This window comes from Micromonospora sp. NPDC005367 (assembly GCF_040606825.1).
Classification (GTDB): domain Bacteria; phylum Actinomycetota; class Actinomycetes; order Mycobacteriales; family Micromonosporaceae; genus Micromonospora.
Genome location: NZ_JBEXFP010000002.1, coordinates 63,538 through 77,663, shown reverse-complemented (window position 1 = coordinate 77,663; position 14,126 = coordinate 63,538). Strand labels below are relative to the sequence as shown.

General features: G+C 72.4%; 12 protein-coding genes. 7 read left to right on the top strand and 5 right to left on the bottom strand.

The genetic code is table 11. The features are described 5' to 3' along the window. Window positions 1-657: a DedA family protein gene (locus tag ABZS42_RS01845; RefSeq protein ID WP_355141898.1), complete on the top strand. Its 657-nt coding sequence runs from the start codon at window positions 1-3 to the stop codon at window positions 655-657. An 8-nt stretch (window positions 658-665) separates the two neighbouring features. On the opposite strand, the gene ABZS42_RS01840 is transcribed toward ABZS42_RS01845, so the two are convergent. Further along, on the bottom strand, window positions 666-1,304 hold the full coding sequence (locus tag ABZS42_RS01840) for a TetR/AcrR family transcriptional regulator (RefSeq protein WP_355141510.1): 639 nt from the start codon (window positions 1,302-1,304) through the stop codon (window positions 666-668). Window positions 1,305-1,377: 73 nt separating this feature from the next. Here ABZS42_RS01840 and ABZS42_RS01835 point away from each other — a divergent pair, with 73 nt between their 5' ends. The 3 genes from ABZS42_RS01835 (at window position 1,378) to ABZS42_RS01825 (ending at window position 4,882) form a co-directional block, all read left to right on the top strand. Beyond that, a complete protein-coding gene (locus ABZS42_RS01835) occupies window positions 1,378-1,830 on the top strand; it encodes an SCP2 sterol-binding domain-containing protein (protein ID WP_355141508.1) in 453 nt (150 codons plus the stop codon). A gap of 1 nt (window position 1,831) precedes the next feature. Continuing rightward, window positions 1,832-3,046 carry an acyl-CoA dehydrogenase family protein gene (locus ABZS42_RS01830; RefSeq protein WP_355141506.1) on the top strand — a complete coding sequence of 405 codons (1,215 nt, stop codon included), beginning with the start codon at window positions 1,832-1,834 and terminating at the stop codon, window positions 3,044-3,046. Window positions 3,047-3,319: 273 nt separating this feature from the next. After that, window positions 3,320-4,882: an AMP-binding protein gene (locus ABZS42_RS01825; RefSeq protein ID WP_355141504.1), complete on the top strand. Its 1,563-nt coding sequence runs from the start codon at window positions 3,320-3,322 to the stop codon at window positions 4,880-4,882. A 68-nt stretch (window positions 4,883-4,950) separates the two neighbouring features. Here the strand turns inward: ABZS42_RS01825 and purD are convergent, their stop codons facing one another. From purD to ABZS42_RS01810, 3 genes are all read right to left on the bottom strand, one after another. After that, window positions 4,951-6,201, bottom strand: coding sequence for a phosphoribosylamine--glycine ligase (gene purD / locus ABZS42_RS01820; RefSeq protein ID WP_355141502.1), 1,251 nt, complete (start codon window positions 6,199-6,201; stop codon window positions 4,951-4,953). Window positions 6,202-6,279: 78 nt separating this feature from the next. Further along, window positions 6,280-7,263 carry a type IV toxin-antitoxin system AbiEi family antitoxin domain-containing protein gene (locus ABZS42_RS01815; RefSeq protein WP_355141500.1) on the bottom strand — a complete coding sequence of 328 codons (984 nt, stop codon included), beginning with the start codon at window positions 7,261-7,263 and terminating at the stop codon, window positions 6,280-6,282. 212 nt (window positions 7,264-7,475) lie between these two features. Further along, on the bottom strand, window positions 7,476-8,765 hold the full coding sequence (locus ABZS42_RS01810) for an adenylosuccinate synthase (protein ID WP_355141498.1): 1,290 nt from the start codon (window positions 8,763-8,765) through the stop codon (window positions 7,476-7,478). Between the two features lie 124 nt (window positions 8,766-8,889). Here ABZS42_RS01810 and ABZS42_RS01805 point away from each other — a divergent pair, with 124 nt between their 5' ends. Next, window positions 8,890-9,882 carry a hypothetical protein gene (locus tag ABZS42_RS01805; RefSeq protein WP_355141496.1) on the top strand — a complete coding sequence of 331 codons (993 nt, stop codon included), beginning with the start codon at window positions 8,890-8,892 and terminating at the stop codon, window positions 9,880-9,882. Window positions 9,883-9,959: 77 nt separating this feature from the next. After that, complete coding sequence (locus ABZS42_RS01800; protein WP_355141494.1) at window positions 9,960-12,083, top strand: chromosome partitioning protein; 2,124 nt, start codon at window positions 9,960-9,962, stop codon at window positions 12,081-12,083. Between the two features lie 69 nt (window positions 12,084-12,152). Here the strand turns inward: ABZS42_RS01800 and ABZS42_RS01795 are convergent, their stop codons facing one another. Continuing rightward, window positions 12,153-12,581: a DUF3151 domain-containing protein gene (locus ABZS42_RS01795; protein WP_355141492.1), complete on the bottom strand. Its 429-nt coding sequence runs from the start codon at window positions 12,579-12,581 to the stop codon at window positions 12,153-12,155. Window positions 12,582-12,902: 321 nt separating this feature from the next. On the opposite strand from ABZS42_RS01795, the gene ABZS42_RS01790 reads away from it, so the two are divergent. After that, entirely contained in the window at window positions 12,903-14,105 is a 1,203-nt protein-coding gene (locus tag ABZS42_RS01790; protein ID WP_355141490.1) for a hypothetical protein, read from the top strand. Window positions 14,106-14,126 lie beyond the last annotated feature (21 nt).

Genomic DNA, 14,126 nt, shown 5'->3' with positions numbered 1-14,126 from the left:
ATCATGAATCTGCTCGACCTGCTGCACCAGACCATGTCTTCACCCTGGGTCTACCTGGCACTCTTCGCGATCGCCGTTCTCGACGGGTTCTTCCCGGTGGTACCGAGCGAGACCGCCGTGATCACCGCGGGCGTGTTCGCCGCGTCCGGCGGACCGTCACTGCCGGCGGTGATCCTGGTCGCCGCGTCGGGTGCGCTGCTGGGCGACCACATCTCGTACGCCGTCGGCCGCACCGGCGGGGCCCGGCTGCTCGATCGGCTCCCTGTGGGCGGACGCCGACGTGCCGGGGTCGAGTGGGCCCGGCGCGGCATCGCCGCCCGGGGCGGCCTCATTCTCACGGTCGCCCGTTACGTTCCCGGTGGACGGACCGCCGTCACGCTCACCATGGGCGCGGTCGGCTATCCGCGCCGGCGCTTCCTCGCCTTCGACGCGCTCGCAGCCGGCTCCTGGGGCCTCTACTCGGCCCTGGTCGGTTACCTGGGCGGGCTCGCCTTCGAGCAGGACCCGGTGCGCGGCCTGTTGTTCGGGCTCGGCCTGGCGTTGAGCGTGACCGTCCTGGTGGAGGGGGTACGCCTGCTCCGCCGCCGCGGTCGGCGCCGCCGCGCGCGGACGGGCCGGGGGGTGGACCGGGAGATCCTGCTCGACCGGAGGCGTTGACCGCGGCCTCACCGCTGGGGCGGACGCCAGGTGACGCCGTTCAGCAGCTGGTCGGCGCCGAGCCAGGCCACGTTCATCATCCGCGTCGCGGTCTTCTCCGGATCAGCCTCCGGGTGGTCGGCGAGCCAGTCGGCCAGCGACTCGCTCGCACCCACCAGGGCGTACGCGGCCAGCTCCAGGTCGGCCCCCGCGATCTCGCGCCCCTCGGCGCGCAGCGCGTGGTCGAGCATGCCGGCGACCACCTCGACCAGCCGGGCCCGCATGGCGGCGAGTTCCCTGGCGAACGGCTGCTCGCCGCGGGCCTGCCGGTAGAGCACCGCCCATCCGTCGCGGTGTGCGCCGACGAAGCCGAAGAACGCCCGGAGCCCTCGCCAGAGCCGCTCGTCGGCCGGCAGTTCGGGTGCCGCAGCACCAGCGATCGCCTCGGTCATCCGGGTGCCCTCGCGATGCAGGCAGGCGACGAAGAGCTCCTCCTTGGTGCCCAGGTACGCGTAGACCATCGGCTTGGAGATGCCGGCGTCCTCGGCGATCTCGTCCATGCTGGCCGCGTGGAAGCCGCGGCGCGAGAAGACCTTGACGGCCGCGTCCAGCATCTGCTGCTCGCGTACGGCTCGGGGCAGGCGCTTGAAGGTGGGTGAGCTGGACACCTTGCGAGCATACCTACTGGTGCGTAAGGTTACGCCAGAGTAACCAGAATCGCCCGCCCGGAAGGTGTTACGCATGACTGACTTCGACCCGGCCAACTTCGCCAACGTCGGCCCGAAGGAGTTCGCCCAGCTGGTCAAGTCCACCCCGGACGACAAGCTCGCCCAGGTGATGGCCGGCGACCTGCGCGGCAAGGTCCTGGGTGAGGTCTTCAACCGAATGCCGTCGCTGTTCCGGGCCGACCGGGCCGGCTCCACCAACGCCGTCATCCACTGGACCATCACCGGCCGCCCCGACGGCGGCAGCGACACCTACGAGGTGGTCATCGAGAACGGCACCTGCACCGTCCCCGAGACGCCGCAGCACGACCCCAAGCTGACCCTCACCATGGGCCCGGTCGAGTTCCTCAAGATCGTGTCCGGTGGGGCGAACCCGGTGATGATGTTCATGACCGGCAAGCTCAAGGCCAAGGGTGACCTCGGCCTGGCGGCCAACATCGCCAACCTGTTCGACATCCCGAAGGCCTGACATGCCCGAGTTCTCGCTCGACCTGTCCGAGGAACAGCGGGACCTGCGTGACTGGGTGCACGGCTTCTCCGCCGAGGTCGTGCGCCCGGCCGCGGCCGAATGGGACGCCCGGGAAGAGACCCCCTGGCCGATCATTCAGGAGGCGGCAAAGGTCGGCCTCTACGGTTTCGAGTTCCTCGCCACCTGCTGGGCCGACCCGACCGGACTCTCCCTCCCCATCGCCAACGAGGAACTGTTCTGGGGCGACGCCGGCATCGGCCTGAGCATCTTCGGCACCTCGCTCGCGGTCGCCGCGATCTACGGCGCCGGCACCCCCGACCAGATGGTCGAGTGGGTGCCGCAGTGCTTCGGCTCGGTCGACGAACCGGCCGTGGCCGCGTTCTGCACCAGCGAGCCGGAAGCCGGCTCCGACGTCGGCGCGATGCGTACCCGCGCCGTCTACGACGAGGCCACCGACGAATGGGTACTGACCGGCCAGAAGGCGTACGCCACCAACGGTGGCATCGCCGGGGTGCACGTGGTCACCGCCTCGGTCGAAGCCCCACTCGGGTCCCGCGGGCAGGCGGCGTTCGTCGTACCGCCCGGCACGCCGGGGCTCAACGCGACCCGCAAGCTGCGCAAGCTCGGCCTGCGCGCGTCACACACCGCCGACGTCTTCCTCGACGACGTACGGGTGCCGGGGCGCTGCCTGCTCGGCGGCAAGGAGGCCCTGGACGAGCGGCTGGCCCGGGCCCGCTCCGGGCAGCGCGCCTCGGGTCAGGCGGCGATGCGTACGTTCGAACTGTCCCGCCCCACCGTCGGTGCGCAGGCGCTCGGCGTGGCCCGGGCCGCATACGAGTACGCCCTGGACTACGCGAAGGAACGAGTCCAGTTCGGACGCCCGATCATCGAGAACCAGGCCGTCGCGTTCGCGCTGGCCGACATGAAGATGGAGATCGACGCCGCCCGGCTGCTCGTCTGGCGCGCGTCCTGGATGGGACGCAACAACCGGCCGTTCACCGCCGGTGAGGGCTCGATGTCCAAGCTCAAGGCCGGTGAGGTGGCCGTCTCGGTGACCGAGAAGGCGGTGCAGCTGCTCGGCGGTGCCGGCTTCCTGCGCGACCACCCGGTCGAGCGCTGGTACCGCGACGCGAAGATCTACACCATCTTCGAAGGCACGTCCGAGATCCAGCGGCTGGTCATCTCGCGCGCCATCTCGGGCACGCAGATCCGCTGACCGGCCGGGCAGGCCGACGGCGCCGGCCCGGAAGCGGCGCTCCGGCCGGCGCCGTCCCCGGGACTCGTGCCCGCATCCGGTGCCGGCCCGCGGATCCCACCCCGCGGCACCGCACGGCGAAGCCGGGCGCTCGCACGTACCGTGCCGTCTTCGTCACGTGGCGCCGCCGCCAGCTGTGCCGAATCGCGGCACCCCAGGCATGATCAGGGCAGACACCCGGACGGTAGGACATCCCTCGGCCCCGCCCGGCCACACCCCTAGGAGGTCTGCGACATGGACCTGCCCTTCATGGTCACCACGATGACCCGGCGAGGGCTGCTCACCCCCGGTCAGCCGATCCGGATCGCCTCGCAGCTCAACGCGCTGCGCCGCTGGGGTTGGAGCTTGGCCGGCGAGCTCCGGCAGGCCGCCGCCCGCGACCCCGGCCGGACGGCGGTCATCGACGAGCACGGCACCGAGCTGACCTACCAGGAGCTGCTCGACCGGGCCGAACGGATGGCCCGCTCCCTGCGGACGGGGCACGGCGTGCAGGCCGGGGAGCGGATCGGTGTGCTCTGCCGCAACCACCACGGTCTGATCGAGACGATCGTCGCGGCCACCCTGCTCGGGGTCGACGCGGTGCTGGTCAACACCGGGCTCTCCGCCGCGCAACTGGCCACCGTCGCCGAGGAACAGCGGCTACGCGTGCTGGTGCACGACGACGAGTTCACCGACCGGGTGCTCGGCCTGCCGGCCGAACTTCCCCGCCTCGACGAACGCGCCCGTGAGGAGCTGGTGGCCGGCGCGCTCCCGGGCGACCTGCAACCACCCTCGCGGGACGGGCGGATCATCGTCCTCACCTCCGGCACCACCGGTGCGCCGAAGGGTGCCCGCCGCCCCACGCCGAGCGGCTTCGGCCCCTTGGTGTCCATCATCGACCGCATCCCGCTGCACACCCGGGACCGGGTGATGATCGCCGCGCCGATCTTCCACACCTGGGGGTTCGCCGCCCTCCAGGTCTGCTTCGCGCTGCGGGCCACCATCGTGCTGCACCGCCGCTTCGATCCGGCCGCCACGTTGGCCGCGCTCGTGGCGCACCGGTGTGACGCGCTCTTCGCCGTACCGGTGATGGTGCAGCGGCTGATGGAGGTGGCACCGCCCGAGCCGCGCCTCCAGCTGAAGGTCGTGGCGGTGAGCGGCTCGGCGTTGCCCGGCGGGCTCGCGACCCGGTTCATGGACGTCTACGGCGAAGTCCTCTACAACCTGTACGGCTCGACCGAGGTTTCCTGGGCGTCCATCGCCGGTCCGGCCGAACTGCGGGCGGCACCCACCAGCGCGGGCCGAGCACCGCACGGCACCGTGCTCCGCATCCTCGACGCCGCCGGCCGGCAGGTGCCGGACGGGCAGGTCGGCCGGATCTTCGTCGGCAACGAGATGCTGTTCGAGGGGTACACCTCCGGGGCGAGCCGGGAGAGCCGCGACGGCCTCCTCGACACCGGCGACCTCGGTCGGCTCACCCCCGAGGGACTGCTCTTCGTCGACGGCCGGGCCGACGACATGATCGTCTCGGGTGGCGAGAACGTCTTCCCGTCCGAAGTGGAGAACCTGCTTGCGCAACTGCCCCAGGTACGCGAGGTCGCCGTCATCGGCGTGTCCGATCCGGAGTACGGCCAGCGCCTCGCCGCGTTCCTCGCCCTGCACGCCGGGGAGACGCTCGACCCGGAGGCGGTACGCGAATACGTCCGGCACTACCTCGCCCGCTTCGCCGTACCGCGTGACGTGGTCTTCGTGAAGTATCTGCCCCGCAACGCCACCGGCAAGGTGCTCGCCCGGGAGCTGCGCCGCTACTACGACTGACCGGGGCGACGTCCCAGGTCAGGGACGGCGCCTCGGATCGGGCGTGGTGGTGGTCAGCTTGCCCGTGATCACCGGGGAGTCTCGGTCCGCCCCTCGGCAGCGGCGGCGGCGATGTCGGTGCGATGCTGCGAGCCGGCCAGACCGATGCCGCGTACCAACTCGTAGGCGGCGTCCCGGGCGGCGGTCAGGTCGCGGCCGGTGGCCGTGGCGCAGAGGACCCGCCCACCGGCGGAGAGCAACGCGCCGTCGTCGCCCCGGCGGGCGGTGCCGGCGTGGATGATGCCGCGGCGGTCCGCGCCGGTGATCACATCACCGGTACGCGGCGTACCCGGGTAACCCTCGGACGCGACCACGACGGTCACCGCGGCCCCGTCCCGCCAGCTCAGCGGCGGATGCCCGGCCAGCGCGCCGGTGGCCGACGCGTGCAGCAGCCCGGCCAGCGGCGTCTCCAGCAACGCGAGCACCACCTGGGTCTCCGGGTCGCCGAAGCGGGCGTTGAACTCGATCACCCGAGGGCCGTTCGCGGTGATCGCGAGCCCGACGTAGAGCAGGCCGGAGAAGGGAGCGCCCCGGCGCCGCAGCTCGGCCAGGGTCGGGTGGACCACGTCCCGCATGACCTCGTCGACCAGGCCGGGTGAGGTCCACGGCAGCGGCGCGTACGCGCCCATGCCGCCGGTGTTCGGGCCGGTGTCGCCGTCACCGGCGCGCTTGAAGTCCTGTGCGGGCAGCAGCGGCACCGCGGCCTCGCCGTCGGTGACCACGAAGAGCGAGACCTCGGGACCGGCGAGGTACTCCTCGATCACCACCCGGCCGCACTCCCGCGCGTGCTCCTGGGCGCGGGCCCGATCGTCGGTGACCACCACACCCTTACCGGCGGCGAGCCCGTCGTTCTTCACCACGTACGGCGCGCCGAACTCGTCCAGGGCGCGGCCGACGCTCTCCGGATCGGTGCAGGTGTAGGCGCGGGCGGTCGGCACACCGGCGGTGCTCATGACGTCCTTGGCGAACGCCTTCGACCCCTCCAGCTGGGCCGCCGCCGCGGACGGGCCGAACACCGGAATGCCCTTGGCGCGGACGGCGTCGGCGACCCCGGCGACCAGCGGCGCCTCCGGCCCGATCACCACGAGGTCGACCCCGGTCTCCACCGCGAGCGCGGCCACCGCCGCCGGGTCGTTCGCGTCCACCGCGCGCAGCTCGGCCACCTCGGCGATGCCCGGATTGCCCGGCGCCGCGATCAGCTGCGTGACCGCCGGATCGGAAGCCAACCCGAGCGCGAGCGCATGCTCACGCCCTCCACCACCAACCAGAAGAACCCGCACGACCCCAGATCCTACGCACCCCCACCCCCACCCCCACCCCTAGGCCGCACCGCCTTCCCCCACTCCTTCATTGCGTGATCAAGAGGTTTGCGTCAGCAGGTGGGCCATCGCTGACGCAAACCTCTTGATCACCAGTGGGGGTGGGGATGGGGGGTGGGGGTGGGGGTGGGGATGGGGGTGGGGGTTGATTGCTTGGCGGACGGTCCAGGGGATGTAGTCGGGTCGAAGTGTGTCGGCCCAGGTGAAGCGGAGCACGGTCCAACCCGCGTTGGCCAGGCGGTTCTGCCGGCGTCGGTCGGCGAAGACCGCTTCAGGAGTGTCGTGCGCCTCTCGGCCGTCGGCTTCGGCAATCACCTTCGGCCCACGCCAGCCGAGGTCGCCGATCCCGAGCAGGTACCCGTCGTCATCGCGTACCTCTAGTTGGAGTGTGTCCGGCGGCACCTTGCCGTCGACGCACCGCAGCCGGGTACGAGTCTCCAGCGGCGACTGCGCGCGTCCGTCTGCCTCGGCGAGATGACCGCGCGCCGCCACCGCTCCCCGCCGCCCTCTGATCAGGGCCGAGATCACTTGCAATTCATCCGCGGCGAGCTCACCAAGACAGAGCGCTGAGTCGACGACCGATACCGCGGCGTAGCGGTCGGTTCTGAGGATGATGTCGGAGACCGTACGCACGGCGGTGGTGACCGGAATGCCGGCGACCATGGTCAGATCACGGGGCCCGACGGTCAGCTGATGTACGACCAGCCACGGCACCGGGCCGCGCTGCGGCCGGGGCCGGTCCACCGGCACCGACACGTGGACCTGGGAGGTGCGGCGTAGACCTGCGACGCGGTGCAGTTCCAGTGCCGTGTCGAGCACGGCGAAGGCAGCCGGGCCGAGGCTCGCGATGGCGGCCCGGATCCGCGCGCGCCGCAGATCGCGCGGCTCTCCCCCGAGAAAGAAGTACCCACGCAGCAGCCGTTCCCATCGGCCGGATCTGCACATCTGCCGGACCTGGTCCCTGCTCAGGCCCACCCGCAGCGCCTGCCCGAGGGTGACCATCCCGTCCTGCCTCGCAGCCACCTGTCGAAGAACGTCGTGTGGTGTCACCACCCCACGGTGCCCAGTTACCCACAGCCCCCGACACCCCTGTGGATAACCGCGTCACCCCCTGTGGATAACGCCCCAATCAGCGCGGTTGATCAAGAGGTTTACGTCAAATGGCAAGGCAATCCTGACGCAAACCTCTTGATCAACGGGGCGAACCGGGGAGCCCGACCCGGGGGGGTAGGGGGTTAGGGGATTAGGGGGTGTTGGACTACGTTTTCTTCGCGGCCGGGGCCCACGCCGATGACGCTGACCTTGGTACGGCAGAGCTCCTCGATGCGGGCGATGTAGCGGCGGGCGTTCTCCGGCAGGTCGTCGACGCTCCGGGCCTTGGTGATGTCCTCCCACCAGCCGTCCATCTCCTCGTAGACGGGCGTGGCGTGGTGGAAGTCGGTCTGGGTCATCGGCATGTCGTCGACCCGCTCGCCGTTGATCTCGTACCCGATGCAGATCGGCACCTTGGCCAGGCCGGTGAGCACGTCCAGCTTGGTGATCACCAGGTCGGTGACGCCGTTCAGGCGGCAGGCGTACCGGGCGACCGCCGCGTCGAACCAGCCGCAGCGGCGCTCCCGGCCGGTGGTGGTGCCGTACTCGTGGCCGACCTTGCGCAGGTGCGCGCCGTTGTCGTCGAAGAGCTCGGTGGGGAACGGTCCCGAGCCGACCCGCGTGGTGTACGCCTTGCTGACCGCGATCACCTTCGTGATGGCGGTCGGCGGGATGCCCGCACCGACGCAGGCGCCGCCGGCGGTCGGGTTGGACGAGGTCACGAACGGGTACGTGCCGTGGTCCATGTCGAGCATGGTGGCCTGGGCGCCCTCCAGCAGGACCGTGTCGCCCTGGTCCAGCGCGTCCCAGAGCAGGCCCCGGGTCTCCGTGATGTACGGCTTCAGCCGCTCGGCGTACCCCAGGTACTCCTCGACCGTCGCCTCGACGTCGATCGCCTTGCGGTTGTAGACCTTGAACAGGATCTGGTTCTTTTCGCGCAACGCGAGTTCCAGCTTCTTGCGCAGGATGCCCGGGTCGAGCAGGTCCTGCACCCGGATGCCCATCCGGGCGACCTTGTCGCCGTACGCCGGGCCGATGCCCCGGCCGGTCGTGCCGATCCGGGACGAGCCGAGGTAGCGCTCGACCACCCGGTCCAGCGCCCGGTGGTGCGGCATGATCAGGTGCGCGTCGCCGGAGATGCGCAGGCGGGAGACGTCCACCCCCCGCTCCGCGAGGCCGTCGATCTCGGTGAGCAGGACCTTGGGGTCGACCACCACACCGTTGCCGATGACGATCTTCGCGCTCGGTGACAACGCACCCGAGGGCATCAGGTGCAGCGCGTACTTCTGGCCGTCCGGCGTGATCACCGTGTGGCCGGCGTTGTTGCCGCCGGAGTAACGCACCACGTAGTCGACCCGCTCACCCAGCAGGTCGGTAACCTTGCCCTTGCCCTCGTCGCCCCACTGAGCGCCGATGAGCACGATCGCTGGCATCTTCTCCGCCTCCAGAAGGCTCGGGTGCCGGGTGGCGACCGGTTGGCGAGCCCGGGGTGTCAGGCTAACAAGAGGTTACGGCGCGACCGGCAGGGGTCGCGTCGAGAGGCAGGAGGCTCCTTCCGTGTACGACGTGGTGCTGCTCACCCTCGGCTCGGAGCGGGACGCCGCCGCGGGCTGCGGCAGCGGCGGAGCCTGCTGCGGCGGCGCGAACGAGGCCGCCGAGGAGAAGCCGGAGCGCTGCGAGACGCCCCGGGTGCCGGTGCTGGCCTGCGCGGACGCGCTGACCGCCCGGGGAGCCCGAGTGGAGATGGTCACCGCCCGCTCGGACGCGGAGATCGACGAAGTGCTGGCCCGGCTCGACGGCCCGCCCCGCCCGGACGGGCTCACCTGGCCGGACCCGGATTCGAAGGTCCGGCTCGTGGTCGCCACGGCCACTGACGCCCAGTTGCGCGCCGTGCTGCGCCGGCTGGTCCGGCGGTACGCCCCGCCGCCGAGCCGCCGTCCGGCGGACCTGCCCGGCAACCGAACCGTGCCCGACCTGCCGCCCGTCGGCGTACTGCCGCTGGATCCGGCCGGAAGCACCGGGCATCGCGACCTCGTCGCGCAGCTCGGGCTGTCCCGCGACCCGGCGGAGGTGGCCGCCGCCGTGCTGGACGGCACGCCCCGGCGGCTGGATCTGCTGCGCAACGACGGTGGCTCGGTGACTCTGGACGGCGCGCTGATCGGGGCCGCCGACGAGGCCGGTCGGCCGTTGCACTGGCGCGGGCGGGTCGAGGTGGACGACACGGTGCTCTCCGACGGCGACGAACCGCTGATGGCCTGCGCCATCGGCAACGCCGGCGGGTACGCGACGCTCAACGACGTGGCCCTGCTGAACCGGCCGGACCCGACCGACGAGTTGGTCGAGGTCGCCGTGGCGGTGCCGGTGGTGGCCCGCTCCGCGTTCGGCCGCAAACGGGTACGCCTCGAGGTGCGCCGCGCCCGAGGACGTGCCGTGTCCGTGCTGCCCCGGGACGAGAAGGTGCCGTTCCTCGACGACGGCGCCGAAGGCCAGCTGAACCGGAAGCGGTCCTGGTGGACCGAGCCGGGCGCCTGGGCGGTCTGGGCCGCCTGACTCCCCGGCACCCGGTTCGCTGACCGGCCATCGGCGACCGTTGGGCCTATCCTCGGCAGGAGGACTGGGGAGGGACCGTGGTGGACGACAACGCCGACCGGGTGCACGTACCCGGCCAGCAGCCGGTGCCGGAGCGGGACATCGAACCACTGTGGCCCTCGGATCCGGCCGACGCTGCCACTCCTCCCTGGGCCCCCGTGACCGCTCCGATCGCCGCGGACACGACCGCGCCCCAGCGCGACGCACCGACCGCCGGACTGGTCTCCGGACAGCCGGCCCCGGGCACTCCGAGCGGCGCCGGCCAGCCGATCGCCGGCGCTGACGCCTACCCATCGTTGATCAGCGCGCCGCCGCCACCGAACGCCTGGGCGCCGCCCGGCACCGCCGCACCACCGCCACCCGGCACCACCGGCACACCGCCGCCGGGCGCGACCGCAGCCGACCGGGTAGCTGACCGCGACTCCGGCGCGGCAGCGGTCAGCGGGCCGGCCGGTGGGCAGCCGGCGGCCGGCGGCGTCGACCTCAACCTGCCGTTCTCCCTCGATCCGGCACCCGGGCTGGGCAATGGCCGCGCAGTGGTCGATCAGGCACCTCGGGCGGCTGCGGCCGGGGGCGGACGCGGCGGGCTCGACCAGCCGCCGACCACCGTCACCGACGAGGACCGTGCGGACCCGAGCAGCCGCACCCCGGGCAACGACGGGCCGCTCGACGAAGGCCGACGGCCACCGAACACCATGACCGGGCCGGCCGGCACCGGGCGGACGGGTGACTCGCCGTGGGCGTACCCGCCGCAGCGGGTCAACGCCGAGGCCGACCCGCCGTCCCCGCAGCCGGTGCCAGCGGAGGTCGGCTCCGGCACGGCGAACGGCACAACGCCGATCCCGGCCGGCCCCGCCGCTCCAGCAGGCCCTGGTGACACCGCCGGAAGCCTGGCCACGACCGGCCTGCCGGCGGCCGACGCCGTCGGGCCCGGCGTGCCGGCAGTCAGTGGCTTCGGACCCGGCCTGCCGGCGGCCGATGCCGTCGGGCCCGAGGTGAGCCCGGCTCCGGCACCGGGTGCCGTGCCCTGGCTCGGAATGGCGGAGGCACAACCGGCACCGCCACCCGCCCCCCGGCCGGACGGTACGACGGCGACGGACGGCACCTTCGACTCTGACTGGCAACCAGCGCAGTGGCAGCAGAACGGGGGCGAGGCCCCGCCGACGGCACAACAGCCGTACCAGCCGCAGCCGGGTGGAGTGGACCCGGCGCTTACCGGCCATCCGCCCGGCGTCGGCCCCGCGCCGACGGCAGAGGACTTTGCGCGGCGGCGGCAGGTACGGCCCGCCGACCCGGTCGCCACGATGGGCGTACGGGCGGTGGTCAACAGGATGGGTCTGCGCCTGCCGCCGGGACGGCACGAGCAGGAGCTCAGGCGCGAGATCGAGATGGTCCGCCGCAACTTCGGCGGGCTACGCCAGGTGACGGTCGTCAACCCGAAGGGCGGCGCCGGTAAGACGGTGGCGATCCTGCTGCTCGCCATGACGTTCGGGCAGAAGCGCGGCGGCTACGTGCTGGCCTGGGACAACAACGAGACCCAGGGCACCCTCGGGATGCGGGCGCAGCAGGACTTCCACTCCCGCACAGTGCGGGATCTGCTTCGCGACCTCGGCCAGTTCCAGGGCGCGCACGGGAGGGTCGGCGACCTGTCGCAGTACGTCCGTTCGCAGGGCGAGGGGATGTTCGACGTACTCGCCTCGGACGAGTCGGCCACCGGCGGCGAGATGCTCACCGCGTCGGCGTTCGCCGAGCTCCGCGAGGTGGTCAGCCGCTTCTACAAGTTGATCTTCGTGGACACCGGGAACAACGTCCGGGCGCAGAACTGGCAGGCCGCCATGGACGCGACCGACCAGCTCGTGGTCACGATGTCCGCCCGTAACGACTCGGCGGAGACGGCCGCCCGGATGCTCGACCACCTGGAGCAGAGCGGCCGGCAGCGGCTGGTCCGCCAGGCGGTCACCGTGGTGTCGATGCCCCCGTCCCGCAAGGACATCGACCTGCCCGCGATCCAGGAGCACTTCGCCGCCCGTACCCGGGCGGTGCTGCTCGCGCCGTACGAGCGGCTCATCGACAGCGGCGAGCCGATCCGGTACGGCGGACTCTCCACGGCCACCCGCGACGCCTGGCTGAAGATCGCCGCCGCGGTGGCCGAGGGGCTGTAGGCACCGGACGGGCGTGCGGCGCTCGGTGACCGGCGCGGCGAGCACCGGCCGGCCACCGACCGCTGCGGTTCAGTTGCTGGACAGTGCGTCCGCGGCAGCCGGGTCGCAGTCGCGGAGGAACTGGGCGCAACGGGCCGCCTCGTCCGCCTCGCCGATCTCGTCGGCCGCGCGGGACAGCACGTAGAGGCAGCGGAGGAAGCCCTGGTTCGGCTCGTGCGACCAGGGCACAGGGCCGTACCCCTTCCAGCCGTTGCGCCGTAGTTGGTCGAGACCCCGGTGGTAGCCGGTGCGTGCATAGGCGTACGCCTGGACGGCCTGGCCCGCCGCGAGCGCCCGGGCGGCGAGTGCCCCCCACGCCGCGCTGTACGTCGGATACCGCGCCGCCACCTCGGCGAACGCCTCGTCACCGCCGTCGGTCTCGGCGGCGGCCAACGCGGCGTCGGCCTCGTCGTGCGCGGGGAGGAGGGTGGCCGGTGGCTCCGGCATGAGGTTCTGCATCGCCCCATTCAACCCGCTTCGCGCTGCGACGCGCGAGCGGGTCGGCCCAGCTCGCTGGCTGAACGGGTGAGGAGTTGGTCACGCCTGCGGCCTATGCCGGAGGAAGGTGTTTTCCGTTACAACTATTGGTCCGGAGCCTCCCCAGGACCCGGTTACGCAGGAGCCCGGCGGCTACCGCCGCCGGGCTTCTGTCGCGTCCGTCGGGGAACGTGTGAGCTGCGGAAACCTTTCGCCGCGACGGCGTGCCGGAGGTGCCCCCACCCGGCCCGGGTCGCCCGGCCGCCGTTCGTCGGATTGGACCGGCCGGGGCAGGATGGCCGGGTGCCCACCCCACCACCCGCGGATGTCGTCGAACCGCATGCCACGAACGAGATCGAAACCCGCGTCGAGTTCGACCGGCGGTTGGCCGGCGGCGACCTGACCGGCCTGACCATGCAGGGCCTCCGGCTCGACCTGGAGCCGGTGCCCGACCTGAGCCGGGTCACGGTGGCCGGGACACTCTTCGTCGGCTGCCGCTTCGCCTCCCGGGAGGTCGGGGCCGACCTGGTCCGGCGCGGCGCCAACGTGGTTCCGCCCTTCTCCGGGCTGCCGTACCCGACCCAGCCGAGCCACCTCTACACACCGGAGGACCTGGCGGCCGGGTTCGCCGAGGCGGGGTTCGCCGGGATGTACGACACCCGGGTGTACGCGCACTTCCGGGCGCACGGCGGCGCGCTGCCGGACGTCAAGGAGGCGCTCGGCCAGCGGCTGCACGACCACGGGGTCGACAACGCGCTCGCCGACGCGACCCGCGCCTGGCTGGCCGCGCACGGGCCGCAGTCGGTGGTCGGCATCATGGGCGGGCACGCGGTGCCGCGCGGCAGCGTGCCGTACCGGATGGCTGCCGTGCTCGGCTGGGAGTTGGCCCGGGCCGACCGGCTCGTGGTCACCGGCGGCGGGCCGGGCGTGATGGAGGCCGCGAACCTCGGCGCCTACCTCGCCGCTCACCCGGCGGAGGAGTTGACCGAGGCGATCGACCTGCTGGCGACGGCGCCCGACTTCACCGACCACGACCGGTACACGGCGGTGGCGCTGCGGGTACGCGAACGGCACGCCCCGCCGGCGGTGCCGCGGCAGCGCGGCGCGGACGACCTGGCGTGGGCGCGGGCCGGCGGGCTCGCCGTCCCGACCTGGCTGTACGGGCACGAACCGGCGAACCTCTTCGCCGGCCGGATCGCCAAGTACTTCTCGAACGCGATCCGTGAGGACACGATCCTCCGGCTCGCCCGGGGCGGGATCGTGTTCGCGCCGGGCCGCGCCGGCACCGTGCAGGAGGTGTTCCAGGCGGCGACGAAGACGTTCTATGGCACCGACGGGTCCAGTGGCGCGTACGTGTTCCTCGACCGCACCTTCTGGACCACCGAACTGCCCGTCGAGTCGCTGCTACGCCCGCTGCTGGCCGGCTCCCCGCTCGGCGACCTGTCGCCGAGCATCCACCTCACCGACGACGTCCACGAGGCCGTCCGGGTACTGACGGCGGGGTAGGCGGCGGCGTCACCGGGCGAC